This window comes from Silvibacterium bohemicum (assembly GCF_001006305.1).
GTDB lineage: Bacteria > Acidobacteriota > Terriglobia > Terriglobales > Acidobacteriaceae > Silvibacterium > Silvibacterium bohemicum.
In genome coordinates this window covers 205602-219693 of sequence record NZ_LBHJ01000020.1, presented here as the reverse complement: position 1 = coordinate 219693, position 14092 = coordinate 205602, and the positions used below count along the sequence as shown (strand labels likewise).

The window sequence follows — 14092 nt, the reverse complement described above, 5'->3', positions numbered from 1 at the left end:
CTCGCGTTTGTCCTAGGCGGCGCATGATGTTCCGGGCATCCACTGTGCTTACAATCGACCTCCAGCTACGCGATGCTACCGGGCATGTTCTTCTTCAAAAGGAACTGGATGCGTCCAAACGGCTGCGCGGTGAAAACCTCGAAGTCACCAAAGGTTTGAGCAAGAGAATTTGCAAAGAACTCACTGATATACCTAGCCTGAAGACAACCTCCTCCATCAAAAACCTGGATTAGACCGACGCAATTATCTTCAAGAATGTTCATGCCGAAAAGGAGTGTGCTCAATGACAAGCAGCCAGCCCGGCCCTGAGAAAATGCCTGACGAACTTGACACCGAATTTGCAGCCGTCTGGAAGCAATACTCTAATTGCTCTATCAGAGGACAATCCGCACGAGACGATGAGGCGCCTGGCGCTCCGTCGCCTCAGGAATTCGCCAAGATAGTCGAGATGGAAAGTGATGTACGCCGATTTTTCCTGCGCGCGTTGGTCGGAGTAGAACCTGACTTCGTACTCGCTCTGTTAGAAGCGAGTCTTCAGGTAACTGAGAGATTCAGCCGCGCGAGACCCGAAAGCAAACAGGCCTACACATCGTTTGCTTCGGCAGTCTTCTGGAAAGGACTGAAGACCTGCCGCCGCCAGGATGCTTTGAGACAAGCAAGTCATTCCTACAGGCCGCAGAGAGAAAGAAGGTTTCTAAGCTGTAAATTCATAAAGCTATTGAGATATCACTGATATATTCCCACTCACTCAGTAAATCCGCGCTGTTTGGAGAGTCAAGATGAGTTTCAAGACTGCTACACAGGGCTCGCTGTCGGTCAAAGCCTATATCGGCGACTCAAAAACGATGTTAGCCTTCAACTTTTCCAGCAAAACATCAGCGAAGAATCTCGCTGGGTTCACCATTCGGTGTGAACCGAAAGGGCAGCCACCCTACTACCTTCTCAACGATCTTCAGTTCGAGCATCCAGAAAACCATGCGCAGGACGCGAGCCAGCCGGCAGGCGCCTCGATCAACGCGCCTTTCCGAAAGTTTCGCTGGCTTCATGTACCCGGATCCTTCCATCAGGGGACAGACCCCTTTATGGGACCGTACACCTATACTGTGACACCGCGGTACTTCGACGCGAGTGAGTCCATGCTGCCGCTTGATCCGAATTTGAGCGCGTCGGTCACCGTAAACGTTGCCCCCTTCGTGAAGCAGGGCGTGGAACTTGGTTTTACACGCGGCTTTGTGCAGTCGCAGGCCTTTCTAAACCACTTTGGCAAAAAGGCATTGATCCGTCCCAAAGGGAAGGACCTAATCTATGACACCTCTGTCGTTTCAGGTACCAACGCACAGGGGCAGCAGTACACCTACGACGAGGAGTACAAGTGGTTAGGTTATACCGCTCGAGAAAAAGTCTTCGCGTTGTTGAACGAGGTCCTGGATGACGATTCGCTGACTCTGGACATGTTCGCGTACGATCTGACCGAACCAGACCTTATCACCATTTTGCTCAAACTCGCCAAGGCAGGCAGAATTCGAATCGTGCTCGACAACGCTTCGCTCCATCACAACGCAGGCGGAACGAAGCCGGAAGATCAATTCGAGGTGGCATTCGATAAAGCAGCCAAAAAAGACGCCGGCATTCTCCGCGGGAAATTTGGAAGTTTTGCCCACGATAAAGTCTTGCTCGTCTCCAAAGCAGGGACACCGACAAAGGTGCTGAGTGGATCGACCAATTTTTCGGTCACTGGCCTCTATGTGAACGCGAATCACGTCATCGTGTTCAACGATCCCAAGGTGGCGGCTGAATACTCGAAGGTGTTCGAAGAGGTCTGGACAGACAAGGCCACCATGTCCTTCGAAAACACCGATCTGGCCAAGCAGCCGTTCTCGATTAAGTCAGCGAAGACTCCGCAGACGGAGATCACTTTCTCGCCGCATACCCAGGACTATGCCGATCAGATCCTCGAGGCGATCGTCGAGCGTATCCAAGAGGAAAAGAGCAGCGGCAAGTACATCGGAAATGTTCTCTTTGCGGTCATGCAATTCGTCGGGGGAAAAAACACGGTCTATAACGAACTGAAAGTGCTCCACAAGAACCAGGACATCTACTCGTACGGCATCACGGATACGACGGATGGCATCCAGTTATACAGCCCGCGCAATAAGACCGGCGTTCTGGTCACTGGCAAACCGGGCTCACCGCAACTGCCATCACCGTTCAACCAGGTTGCCAGTATTGGCCTGGACCACCAGATCCACCATAAGTTCATCGTGTGTGGGATCAACGGGCCAAATCCAGTGGTTTATCTCGGTTCCTCGAACTTTGCGAACAGTGGCGAGAACAAGAATGGAGACAATCTCATCACCATTCACGACTCCGACGTCGCCGAGTGCTTTGCTATCGAGGCTTTAGGTCTCGTCGATCACTTCGACTTCCTGGATAAGTTCGCGGCGAAGGCCAAAGGCGCGAAGGCAAAGAACGTGCAGAAGACACCTCCAGCATCAAAGTCTCATGCTGCTGCCAGCGCCGGATGGTTTCTTGATACGAACGATCAATGGACCATCTCTTACTTTGATGCCAATGACCTGCATTCCATGGACCGGCAGTTGTGGGGCTGAATAAAGGGGATTAACGTTATGCCCGATGAGCTTGATGTTTCTTTCAACGAATCAATCACCGTTGCGCAAAGAGATGCACTCTTGCAGCGATTGAAGACGGCATGGGCCAATCTCCCTCCGGCGACCCAGGCGGCGCTGAAGCCGATGCTGGATGACGGACATCAACAACTCGCGGCTCTCGTTGAGCATGGCACGCCCCCAGACTCGTCGACGCATCAGACACTAGGCATGAAAAGTTATCTGACCGGTGACTGGGATGGCCATCTGGCCAGTCTGGGCCAGCCAATCAACCTCTCCGCAGCTCAGCCCCTGGCTTCGCCGGTGACCGCCGAAGCGATCGAGATAAAGGTTGGCTCCGAGGGAGAGATCCTCGGAACCGGCAAGTATCAGCAACTCGATCCTCGTTGGGAACTTGTAGCCGGTACGGTCTGGCTGGAGCATATTCTGCATAAACAACCGTTTCCATCAGGCGCGCCTTCGATTCTGCCGATGGATAGTCAGGTAAGACTTGTAATGGTGGGAGATTACGGTACCGGGAACTTCGGCTCCGGAGACTCTCCGGCGGTTAAGATTTCCAAGTTCATCCCATCACTGAATCCGGACTATACGATTCATCTCGGCGATACCTACTATGCTGGCACCGGTAGCGAGGAGTCCAGCAAGTTGTTAAGCCTGTGGCCGCAAGGGTCGAAAGGATCGTTCGCATTGAACTCAAACCATGAGATGTATTCGAGCGGTGGCCCCTATTTCAACGAGGTCGTGGGTGGCCCTATCTTTAATAAGCTGCAATCGCCGTATAGCTTCTTTGCACTGGAAAATGATCATTGGATCGTCGTTGGACTCGACTCGGCATACTATTCGTCGGCGTTAACGCTCTATCTCGACGGTACCCTCGGCAGCAACAACGCTCAGACTGCATTTCTGCAGGAAGTTGCAAAGCGTGGCAAGAAAGTGATCGTGATCACCCATCACAACGGAATCCCCGTGGGCGGCTTCGATCCGACCACTGACAAGCTCCTGCAGCTCTACACCGACGTGATGAACGCCTTTACCGGCTCCCCAGCTCCAGCCTATTGGTATTACGGTCACGAGCATGTCGGAGCTGCCTATGCCCCGCTAAAGGGCAGTGAGATGCTTTGCCGCTGCCTTGGTCACGGAGCCCTTCCCTGGGGATTCGCTTCCTCACTGCAGACCGCGCAGGACAGCGGACTGGTTGAATGGTTTGAGAAGTGTAACGCCGCTGATCCCGACGATAACCTTAGAGTCTTTAACGGATTTGTCTCGCTAGATCTTGATGGCCCCGATCTCGTCGAGACATTCTACGATGAGACCGGACGAGTCACTTGGTCTCCAGGAAATCGGGACAAGCGCTGCTGATCCCACGGGCAAGGTTCGATCCCTTCTTTTCTGCTTCATCCTGTAGACTTACTTCGTTTTTGAAATGGAGAGTCGACCGTGTCAGTCATGTCCTTCTTAGGTGGGCTTCCCGCTTTGCTTGGCATAGCTGGGTTCTTCGCTTATCTTTGGGTCGGCCAGTCCAAGATCGGCGGCGAACTCTTAAAGGATATCGTCCAGAGGCTGCGCACTAACCCAAACCTTGATTTGAAGGCCTACGGAGATCTGTCACCCGCCAAACTCGGCAAATTGGTTGAATCAGATTCGCGAATCAAAGATTCGGTTAACGCGCAGGATCAGAAGCTACTGCGCCTGCTAATTATCCTCCAACACGGTCTTACTGTTATCGTGCTGCTGGTCAGTGCAGGTCTCGTTGGTTTAAGCGTATGGCTCATCTCACGGCCACAACCCTTATCGGTAACGGTGAAGGCGCCCACCGATGTCAACAAAGATGCTGAAGGTCTCTTGGTTGATTTGGACCCGCTGGATGTCCAATGGCAATCCCAAGGGGTTCCGGAGACGGTCACGGTATTTTTGGAAAACGTTGATACTGGGGCTCAAAGCGGGAAAAGGACACCGGCCGCGGATATTCGGGACGTCGTGTTTTCACCTTCAGAGGTGCACCAGGTAGCAACGGACCGTGGATATCATCATAAGAATCGAATTCGGTCGGTGGTCGAGTGGTCGAAGGGGAAAGCTACATCACAGCCCGTTGACCTATTAGTTGGCATCAACGTCGAACTCGCTCTCTATGGGCAGCTGATTGCTGCATCCGGCAAAACTGGCGTGATTCATACTTTGGTCGCGACCATTGACGACGACACGGCGGCACTTCCTACGGATTATTGCTTTACGGTGGATATGGTTGGAAGATCGAAAACCAGTGCGGTTGTGATCCCACTGAACTCCTGCAATGCCGACACCCAGGTTTCGATACCTGGATTGAATACGTTAGATTGGACGCGGCCCCTTGGACTCGTCTACAACACTCCGGACGACCGCAAGATAGTGCGCACACAGGTGACAGGTCATCCGTAGTTCCGTGACGCGCATGACAGCACTGTGAAACTGAAAGAGAGATGGGTTGCTCTTGAAAAGAAAGGCGTACGACACACACTGAATTCCCGTTGCATTGCAGCCAGGTTTGGTGTATCACTTCCGCCAAGCAGGAAATGGAGGATATCAAATGTGTAAAGACGTCGGAGTGGTCAAAAAGCTGGATCTCGAGAGCATCTCTAAGGATATCTCGGAGCTTGTAAAGCAACTAGGCAAAGAGGTTGAGGGCGATGTTAAAGGAAGCGATCTGAAGAAGATCGACGACAAAGTCCACAAGCTCATCACTAAGTAGAAAGTTTCCTTAAGCCAAATTGGAGGTACTGGGGTCTGGCCTTGCACACTTTTGTAGATCATCCCACGAATCTTTCTCTTGACCCCTGGCCTCATCTCATAGTGGACAACTTCCTGCCCGAAGACGCATTGGCGCAGTCTCTTTCGGAGATCCAAGCAGATTCTTATAGCTACGACATCGAGTATCGGGGTACCGGAAGGATAGAGTTCTCGGTCCTGAAAAGTCCCGCCCTTTGGCGGCAGATTTACTCCAAGAGAACGGTCTCGGTTCTTTCCTCGGCCTTCGGGGTAAAGCTGGTGCTCGATAAACACAATTTAGTGCAACTCCGAAGAATGAACGAGGAGACGCCGGAGTTCCCAACTCACAATGATTTCGCAGACAACGAGGATACGATCGCATCGTTCTTGTATTTGAGCGATGGGTGGTCGCCATCTTGTGGGGGCCGATTCCACATGTTCTGCTCCAAAGAGCAGGCAATTCCGTCGTTTTCTCTGAGCCCTATCCGAAACAGATTTCTGGCCTTCCGTACCAAACCTACGCACTGGCACTCCGTTGAACGAGTTTACGGTTGGGAAAGACTTAGCGTCCTCTCACTCTGGAATGTATGCGCCCCTGAACGAGAGCCATTGCCCGATTCGAAGGTATGATCTCGGGTCGATCACCGCTGACATCAAAGGAGAGTTGGCCCGTCCAGAGGGGTTCGAAGGATTCCTCTCGTGACCAATTCATATTTGCTCTAGCACGCGCCAGCGCTCGCCTCTTCTGAAGTGATGATGACGATTCCGGAATCCTTATAGATGATGTAATAGGACACAAATGAAGACTCAGTCTAGAAACGAAATGTCACGACTTCAAGGCTATATCGGTGAGTCCGCTATCGACCTCTGCCAGAGGTATGAAGCCGGTGATTTCGATCTGATTCATCGACACTGGTTGAAATACTTACCAGAGCGTGGATCGCTTGCCATTGACGTAGGCGCTGGTTCTGGACGGGATGCTGAAGCTCTAACGCGCCTCGGCCTCAGGGTAGGGGTGCATATCATGACTGCGCCGCGTCCTTGCTCTCACTGATCTGGGAGCCTTCAGCTGCTGGTTCAGTTTTTTCTGCCGATACATCGGATAGAACCATAGCGAATACTCTGTGCTTTGCATCGATGTTCCAATCATTTGGATTCCTGGCAATCATGCCGATGATTGTCTCGTTCGTTATGCCGTCTGAATTCGCCATAACGGTCTTTATCTGGACAAACGATGACTTGTTACTGTTGGGCACCTTAAGACCACGCTGGAGGTCCGTGGCCAATGTCGTGGATGCCTTGAGTCTTTCCAAAGTGGGGCGTGCTCGCGCGTTCACGGCTTCATCGGGAATATTTGCAATTGCTTCGAGTAGCTCGTCAATCACAGGCTCCGTGAGCACCAACCGACAATTCTCTTTGCCATCCTTGTCGCGACCTGTATAGCAAACCCCGCCTTCGCCGGCGAGCTTCTGAAGGGGTATCTGAATCGGCGGATTTCGGTGAGTGCATGATCGCCAAGATACTCACCGAGATCCGATGGGTAACCAAAAGTCGGTCAAGGTTCAGCGATCCGCCGGCAACTGAGATCTCAGTTGTTGCTTCCGGGCGTGGCTGTTGAAAAACTCTGATGCGGGAAGAACTCCAAAATAACGTCGCGTCAGGATGCCCTATAAACGATTCTCTCGGGTCGCCTAGATGTTTTCTATCCCCCATTTTTTGGATTTTCGGAGGAAAGTGACTTCTTCAACAGCCACAGGGCAACGCACTCATTGAGGCGACAGCCACGCTCGAAGAGTGACTCGGTGATTTTGCACTCACGGATAGTGCCGAACGGATCGATGGGGATCTCTGAGAACGGCGCGACCCACATTGTTCTCGCCAACAATCCCGCGGATGTGAGCAAGTATGACATCAAGCCGTGCGGGTTCCGGCAGTTGAGAAGAGAACAGTCCAAGTTGCACTTTACTTGTGCCGCCGGGTTCAGCCGTCAGCGATAGTGCAAGGATCGCGGCCTGCGGCTGGTGCGCTTCGAGATCGAGGCGAATCAGCTTGATCCAGATCTGTCTGTCGTTTGTGGGAAGTGCGGGACGGACGGTGCGTGAATGGGTCGTTTCACCTTCGAGATTGAGGACGAGACTGACAGAAGCCAGGGTTGCTAAGCGGAACTATCGCATAATATCGAAATGATTTATTCGATATGACATTCGAGTGACAACTAAACGACAAGTTTATTTTTACTCTTAGTATCCTGTTGATCTGACAGGGCGTCACCTGCCCGTTTGGCAAGTTCTCTGCATCACGAACAGAGAGAAAAGAGCTTGTTTCTCGATGTCGACTACTCCTGCAAAAGTTCTAGAGTTCGAAGGTGCCTCTACGCAGCTGATGTCGGGCGAAGCTGAAAGAGCGCGGAGCGTAATCGCTTGGTCCAGCTTATTTTTTGTCCTGCTGCAGAGCGTTTGCACCTTCTTCACTGCTCTGGATAGTCTCCGCTTAATAATCGGAATCGGGTCTCTGGCTACTATCACCCAGGTCGGAGAAGCTTGGGATCGATTTCACACTGATTGGATTCGGATGCCAATGATGGCAGTTGCTCTCGTGGGCTCCTCATTGAATCTGATGATTCTGATCCGTATTCGAAGGCTCCGCAGTCGTCCAGCCGCACGGTGGCGCCAGAGACAGCTAACCTCTCACGAAATTCGAATGGAACGAGTGCAGCTTATCTTGTCACTTGCCACCTTGGCCCTCAGTGGAATCGAAGAACTTACGCACTTTCACACGTTTCATAAGCTGTAGCTCTGCTTCGGCCTCTGCGTAACCCTGGACGACGAGCATCTTGTAACCAATTACCTGGAAACGGGCTCTAACCATTCACAGTCAGCCGGACTGTGAATGGAGCGATCAAATGGAAATGGTAGATGACCCACTCTTCAGCCCTCTTCTCATAGAAAATGCCCCTTTGGCTTCAAGAAGTCTGCTTGAGCAGGCGAGGCGGCACTTCGGGTTCGTCCCTAATTTTCTAGCTTCACTTGCCCATTCGCCTTCCGCCTTGGGAGCATATCTCGCTGCCGATATTGGTTTTCAAAGTGGTACTTTGACTGCCGCCGAACAACAGATCGTTCTTTTGGCTGCGAGCAAAGAGAACGATTGCCACTATTGCACGACGGCTCATGGCGCACTCGCCAAATTCTTTATGAACGTACCGAGTGAGGTTGTTACCGCTCTTGAAAACAATCAATCATTGTCTGACGCCAAACTCAACGCACTTGTGTGCCTTACAAGGCAATTGGTAGCTCGACGGGGACACGCTCCAAGGCAAACAGTAGATGCCTTTCTCGATGCAGGGTATTCGAAGGGGCAACTTCTTGAGGTGCTAGTAGGCGTGGGACTGAAAACAATCAGTAACTATTTTGACCACATCTCCGCAATTGAGGTGGATCTTGAATTTCAGAGAAGCGTCTAAGAAATATTCCTCTCGATCACGATCGATCTGTTGTACGTGCTGTCCGCAACGACTTTGGAGTACAGCTAAACTGTTCGGGTAACCCTGATTACCAATTGGATATATGCCTAACTACAAAAACCTGCGTGTGCTTTCCCTATCCGCTTTATTCTTTTCAACAAGACTGATCCTTGCTCAGTTTCAATCTCCTTCCCCACCTCTGTTTCCAGACTCCACAAACCAGATAAATGTCCCTGTGCATGCGGACGCCATGGTGCGGGAGCACGGACCAAAAATCGCTTTGGAACACGTCACTTTATTCGATGGCAGTGGAGCTCCACCAAAACATGATCAGACAATCATCATCGATCATGACAAGATTGTGGCAGTTGGTTCCAGTAAAGAGGTGATCCCATCCTGGGACACTAAAGTTCTCGATGAGACTGGAAAAACGCTGCTTCCGGGCTTGATTGGCATGCACGAACATCTGTTTTACCCAACTGCGGGAGGCTTTCGCGGACAAGTTGGAATGTACTCTGAGCTAGGCAATTCCGGTCCAATGCTGTATCTAGCAGTAGGAATCACGACGGCCCGCACTGCGGGTTCGATTAACCCCTATCTGGATTTGAATCTGCGAAAAGCGATTGAATCCGGGCGTGAAGCTGGACCAGATCTTGACGTGACGGGGCCATATCTGGAAGGACCACCCGCTCTACAGATTCCCGTACATGAATTGGATGGACCAGAAGATGCGCGAAGGACAGTGGACTATTGGCACGGGGAAGGTGCGACATCCTTTAAAGCGTATATGCATATCACTCCTGCAGAACTAAAGACGTCTATTGATGCTGCACACCAATTCGGCGCGAAAATTACAGGTCATCTGTGTTCAGTTGGTTTTACAGAAGCCGCCGAGATGGGGATTGACAATCTTGAGCATGGAATCATCGTTGATACCGAGTTTTACTCGAAGAAACAGCCAGGTATCTGCCCAAATGCGATAGCATCCGCAAATGAAATGGGCCAGTCTCTTCAAATGCAGGATCCACGGGTCCAGAAGATGATTCATACCCTAGTGGAACATCATGTCGCCCTCACTTCCACACTAGATATCTTCGAGATGTCCGAGTCGGGCGAGCCTCCAATCGAGACGCTTAAGACGAGCCATGATGCAATGGCCGCGGCATCCTGGGATAGTTACATGAGAAATCGGGATGTTCTGGCACATCGGACAGACAACCCAGTAACTGCGCGTCTACTTCACAAAGAAATGGAGTTCGAGCGGGACTTTGTCCGGCAGGGCGGCTTGTTGATGGCGGGCTGTGATCCAACCGGCTTTGGCGGCATTCTTCCTGGCTTTGGTGACCAGAGAGAGATGGAACTGCTCATTCAAGCAGGATTCTCCAGCGCAGAAGCTGTTGAGATATATACCAGCAATGCTGCGAACTTTCTGGGAAGACAATACACGATTGGCAAAGTCGTAACTGGAATGCAGGCAGACCTCCTTCTGCTTGACGGAGATTTTGAGCACGACTCTTCTGTAATCAGGAAGCCCGAGCTAGTTTTCAAAAAAGGTCTTGGGTATGATTCAAATCTGCTGTTTGCAGCGGTAAGGGGAGAAGCTGGTCTGCGGTAGTTCAAGAAACCAGAACTTTTATCTTCAGAAAAGATAACTTATTAAGCGGTTGTCTGGAGTGCCCGTAATTTGTGCCCGTGAATGAATCGTGCCACTGGCACGACTCATTCACGGGCACTCCACGCACAATCGAGGTCTATGCTCGTTGGAGGAGAGAACCGCGACGCGGTCCTTCCCCCCGGGATACCAAGCGAGGGTAAAGCCGCCAACGCCCGTCGGCACACGAGGTCGCCTAACCTTGAGCCGAGGTCGTAATCCGTCTCTGTCGAAACTGCAACTTCACACGCGGCGGCGAAAGACTCATTCTTCATCAGAGCCGCCATAAATGCTGCATCGCTGGGATAAAGTACCGAGACGTTGACTTCCAGCGGGCCGGCCCGTGTGACCAGAACATGTTGCGGACCAGCCGCGAGATCGATCTCCGGGACTTGGTCATCGCCGTCGACGTGGAGGTGCGCTTGCCAGATATCGAAAACAGGGAAAAGTGAACAGACGAGAGTGGCAGCGCCGTGAAGACTCAGACACAGACTTCCTAAAGCGGCCTCATCAAGAGTCGCTAACGATTTCAGGTCAAGACCTGGATCATCTGGAGCGCTCGCCGCGCGCACACGAGCCCATTCTATCCGAGCCACATCGGCCAGATAAGCCAAGTCTGCCGCAGCAGGATACTGAGCCACAAATCGGGGAAACGCTTCTCCGTAGGACGAAAGCCAACCCTGCGTCGGAGGGTGAGCTGTCACGAATTGCCCGGCCATTGCTGTAAAAAAATCGGCGCCGACCAGCCGCTTCGTAATTGGAAAGGCTTCTTCGATCGCTATGCACAGCGATGCGCGAGCGTGGTGCACGTACACTTCAAAACCGAGCGCATCAACTCGCAAGCCATCAGGCGGAGCTTCTCTCGCTCTTTCTGTCAGAAGCCCCGAGGCGAAGCTGCGCTGAAAATCATAAAGCATGCGAGGGTGCATCACTCTCCACAATCCGATCCATGATCTTTTGGGCCCGCGCTGCCTCGTCGAGCAGAACGTCCAGCGACGGTACGTCGCTGTCCCATTCGATCATCGTTGGTCGGGGACCGATCCGCTGGAGCACAGCGGCGTATAGATGCCATACTTCAGCGGTTACCGGCGCTCCATGGGTATCGATGAGCAGAGGATGATCGGGCGTACCGCCCTCTTCATGGCCGGCGAGGTGGATCTCGCCGATGACCTCTGGAGGAACGACCGCAAGCCACTCGCCGACGTCGACGCCCAAATTGGCGCCGCTGATAAAAAGGTTGTTCACATCGAGCAACAGCCCGCAACCCGTGCGCTCCGTGAGGCGAGTGAGAAAAGCGGCCTCGCTCATCGTCGATTGTTCGAAGGCAAGGTATCCCGAAGGATTTTCAACGAGGATCGTTCGGCCCAGGCGATTCTGCGTCCGGTCAACATTCGTGGATACGATATCGAGCGTTTCTTCGGTCAAAGGCAGAGGTAGTAGATCGTTATAGTAGATATCTCCCGACCGGCTCCATGCCAGATGCTCGGAGACCATGCGCGGCTCTACATCCTCGACCAGAAGCGCCAGACGCTCGAGGTGCTCCGGAACGATTCCCTCTGAAGACCCGAGCGACAGGGCAACGCCATGCACACTGATCGGATAGCGCTCGGCTATCCGGCAAAGCATCTGGTGGCGAATGCCACCACGGTCGAAGTAATTCTCCGCAAGAACTTCAAGCCAGGGAATCGCCGGAGGCGCCTGTGGATCGAGAAAGCGTTCGCTATGAGGCGTGCGCAGGCCAATGCCCACCGACCTTTCAAGCCTAACTGAGCTCGGATCTTCGAAAGGCCGGTGTGCTGTCCCAGGATTACTGCGAGTGGTATTCATGTCGATAAAATGCTCGGCCGCAGTTTAGGATGGCGGCGACAATTTTCCGCCGACAATCTTACTGCAGGTTCCTTTGGGCACATAGATCCAGGCCTGGGGATCGTTGTCATTCTTGGAGGTTCCCCCGCAGCTATTTCCAACACCAAAGCAGTCATTCTGGCCTGCCTTGACTATGCCATAGCATTTCTCATAGCGATAGGTTGGCTTCGGAACATTGACTTGGGCATTCACATGCTCGACATGCAAGGAGGCAGCAGCGACGACGGCCAGGAGACCGGCCGAACTAACGAGACTAATCGTATTTGGTTTTCGCACTTGAATTTCCTTTCGGTTGGCGTTCGGTTGATGAGCGTCTTTTTGATTTTAGGAAGCAAGAAGTTAGAAGAATGAGAAGCGGGCGCCGAAGAGCAAGACCGGCCCGTTTTCATCGGCATGAACGCTCGAAGATTCGGCGCCCTGAAAGCGATAGTAATAGAGGCTCGCGAACAGCTTTACGTCTGTATAGAAGCCCGCGCCTAACAGATCGTGGTTTCGGTTGATGAGGCGAGCAACGCCACCCTCTCCAATGTCGACGGTATCGCGACTGGGCTGCGAAGTAACGCTGAGCGCGGTGGCGTGCTGATAATACCCCCCCACTGTCCACGGCCCCTCGACATAATTCGCACTGGCCACCACGCCGTAGGGCGAAACTGAAGAGTGTCCTGTGGTGATATCGTTGCGCTGTTTGGAGAAGCCATCGTAAGTACCGCTCAAGCCAAACGTCCAGGCATCGTGCACTGTCGCAGTGATGCCTTCGCTCAGCGAGTTTGAATCGCGAACGATGGGGTTGCCGGCGCTCGTGGTGGCGTACGAATATGTCGAGCCAGCCGATACATCGATATTCTGGGTACGGTGTGTCCATACCAAAGCTGCCTGGGTGATGTTGCGGAATACACCCGGATTCTCCGCGTCTCGAAGACCGGTATCGGGTGTCCGTGTGTCTCCATTGAGGCTATAGCCGCTCGATATGTCAGTGGTTGGAGTGTAGGAGGCGGCGCCGTAGAAGCCGGAGCGTGATCGCGGCGTGACATAGATCAGCTTTAGCGATCGATCACTGTAGAAACGCTCGGCATAGCCTAGATAGGTCAAATCGTTGATCCGGTCAGCCAGGGGATGGGGAAGAAACACAGTGGGGAGGCCACCGTTCGGATCGAGCCTCTCCCCCGATTCCGGACCGAACTCCGCACTGGTAAAAGCGATCTCCGATGGGGTAAAGCCGACCAAGCTCTGGGGAAATCCAGCCCGGTCTCCAATCTCGATCCGTCCGAAATGGCCAATCGCGAAAAGGCTCAACTCCGGGACCGTAAGATTCCAACCGGAACTGATGCCGCTGACATTGCTGGCGGCTTGCAGATTGAGCACACCCCGGGCTGCAAATACCGTGCCGGACTTCGTCTTGTATTGGGGAGTGAGCTCGACTTCGGATTCGGAACTTCCGCTTGCTTCGCCGCCTCTCCCCTGGGAGGCACCACCAATCACGAGGTTTTCAAACCCGCTCGGCTTCCATGCAAACTTTCCCGGCTGCTCGCTCGTTTGTCCAAAAGCACATATTGGAATAGCCGCCAGGACAAAGGACTCCCAACATAACAGCACGGCGCGAAAACGAATCTTCTGATAGAAAACTTTGGCGAGCGACATATAGGTTCGTAACGATTCAGGTCTGCTTGAAGGAGATGCCACGGCACTCATCATGAGCGTTGTTAACCAGCCATTCATTCAATTCGCTTTGCTTTCTCGCAGGTTGTG

At 52.7% G+C, this 14092-nt stretch carries 12 protein-coding genes; 7 read left to right on the top strand and 5 right to left on the bottom strand.

The window, feature by feature from the left end:
* Positions 1 to 779 precede the first annotated feature (779 nt).
* From XX99_RS24145 to XX99_RS28730, 5 genes are all read left to right on the top strand, one after another.
* A complete protein-coding gene (locus XX99_RS24145) occupies positions 780 to 2609 on the top strand; it encodes a phospholipase D-like domain-containing protein (protein WP_050061986.1) in 1830 nt (609 codons plus the stop codon).
* Positions 2610 to 2627: 18 nt separating this feature from the next.
* Entirely contained in the window at positions 2628 to 3986 is a 1359-nt protein-coding gene (locus tag XX99_RS24140) for a metallophosphoesterase family protein (protein WP_050061985.1), read from the top strand.
* A 78-nt stretch (positions 3987 to 4064) separates the two neighbouring features.
* A complete protein-coding gene (locus tag XX99_RS24135; protein ID WP_156186192.1) occupies positions 4065 to 5042 on the top strand; it encodes a hypothetical protein in 978 nt (325 codons plus the stop codon).
* Between the two features lie 148 nt (positions 5043 to 5190).
* A complete protein-coding gene (locus XX99_RS27505) occupies positions 5191 to 5352 on the top strand; it encodes a hypothetical protein (protein ID WP_156186191.1) in 162 nt (53 codons plus the stop codon).
* 332 nt (positions 5353 to 5684) lie between these two features.
* The gene (locus XX99_RS28730) at positions 5685 to 5999 is read left to right on the top strand and encodes a 2OG-Fe(II) oxygenase (RefSeq protein ID WP_375782542.1); all 315 of its coding nucleotides are present in this window, start codon (positions 5685 to 5687) and stop codon (positions 5997 to 5999) included.
* A gap of 392 nt (positions 6000 to 6391) precedes the next feature.
* Here XX99_RS28730 and XX99_RS24125 read toward each other — a convergent pair whose 3' ends face one another.
* Positions 6392 to 6754: a hypothetical protein gene (locus XX99_RS24125; RefSeq protein WP_184084584.1), complete on the bottom strand. Its 363-nt coding sequence runs from the start codon at positions 6752 to 6754 to the stop codon at positions 6392 to 6394.
* A 1517-nt stretch (positions 6755 to 8271) separates the two neighbouring features.
* On the opposite strand from XX99_RS24125, the gene XX99_RS24115 reads away from it, so the two are divergent.
* Together XX99_RS24115 and XX99_RS24110 are read left to right on the top strand one after the other, a co-directional pair.
* Positions 8272 to 8829, top strand: coding sequence for a carboxymuconolactone decarboxylase family protein (locus XX99_RS24115; RefSeq protein WP_050061980.1), 558 nt, complete (start codon positions 8272 to 8274; stop codon positions 8827 to 8829).
* A 103-nt stretch (positions 8830 to 8932) separates the two neighbouring features.
* Positions 8933 to 10444 carry an amidohydrolase family protein gene (locus tag XX99_RS24110; protein WP_082125927.1) on the top strand — a complete coding sequence of 504 codons (1512 nt, stop codon included), beginning with the start codon at positions 8933 to 8935 and terminating at the stop codon, positions 10442 to 10444.
* 104 nt (positions 10445 to 10548) lie between these two features.
* Here XX99_RS24110 and XX99_RS24105 read toward each other — a convergent pair whose 3' ends face one another.
* The 4 genes from XX99_RS24105 to XX99_RS24090 all read right to left on the bottom strand — a co-directional run bounded on the left by XX99_RS24105 (position 10549) and on the right by XX99_RS24090 (position 13984).
* Complete coding sequence (locus XX99_RS24105; protein WP_050061978.1) at positions 10549 to 11397, bottom strand: HvfC/BufC N-terminal domain-containing protein; 849 nt, start codon at positions 11395 to 11397, stop codon at positions 10549 to 10551.
* Positions 11387 to 12229 (bottom strand): MNIO family bufferin maturase, encoded by an 843-nt coding sequence (gene bufB, locus XX99_RS24100; RefSeq protein WP_050061977.1) that lies wholly within the window; start codon positions 12227 to 12229, stop codon positions 11387 to 11389. The genes XX99_RS24105 and bufB overlap by 11 nt, the downstream gene beginning before the upstream one ends.
* A gap of 102 nt (positions 12230 to 12331) precedes the next feature.
* Complete coding sequence (locus XX99_RS26975) at positions 12332 to 12622, bottom strand: BufA1 family periplasmic bufferin-type metallophore (RefSeq protein WP_197081944.1); 291 nt, start codon at positions 12620 to 12622, stop codon at positions 12332 to 12334.
* Between the two features lie 63 nt (positions 12623 to 12685).
* Positions 12686 to 13984 (bottom strand): hypothetical protein, encoded by a 1299-nt coding sequence (locus tag XX99_RS24090; RefSeq protein WP_050061975.1) that lies wholly within the window; start codon positions 13982 to 13984, stop codon positions 12686 to 12688.
* Positions 13985 to 14092 lie beyond the last annotated feature (108 nt).

Bases quoted from the DNA above. Each gene is read 5' to 3' on its own strand.
- XX99_RS24145 (WP_050061986.1), top strand. From the start codon at position 780: ATGAGTTTCAAGACTGCTACACAGGGCTCGCTGTCGGTCAAAGCCTAT.
- XX99_RS24140 (WP_050061985.1), top strand. From the start codon at position 2,628: ATGCCCGATGAGCTTGATGTTTCTTTCAACGAATCAATCACCGTTGCG.
- XX99_RS27505 (WP_156186191.1), top strand. From the start codon at position 5,191: ATGTGTAAAGACGTCGGAGTGGTCAAAAAGCTGGATCTCGAGAGCATC.
- XX99_RS28730 (WP_375782542.1), top strand. From the start codon at position 5,685: ATGAACGAGGAGACGCCGGAGTTCCCAACTCACAATGATTTCGCAGAC.
- XX99_RS24115 (WP_050061980.1), top strand. From the start codon at position 8,272: ATGGAAATGGTAGATGACCCACTCTTCAGCCCTCTTCTCATAGAAAAT.
- XX99_RS24110 (WP_082125927.1), top strand. From the start codon at position 8,933: ATGCCTAACTACAAAAACCTGCGTGTGCTTTCCCTATCCGCTTTATTC.
- XX99_RS24105 (WP_050061978.1), bottom strand. From the start codon at position 11,397: ATGCTTTATGATTTTCAGCGCAGCTTCGCCTCGGGGCTTCTGACAGAA.
- XX99_RS24090 (WP_050061975.1), bottom strand. From the start codon at position 13,984: ATGTCGCTCGCCAAAGTTTTCTATCAGAAGATTCGTTTTCGCGCCGTG.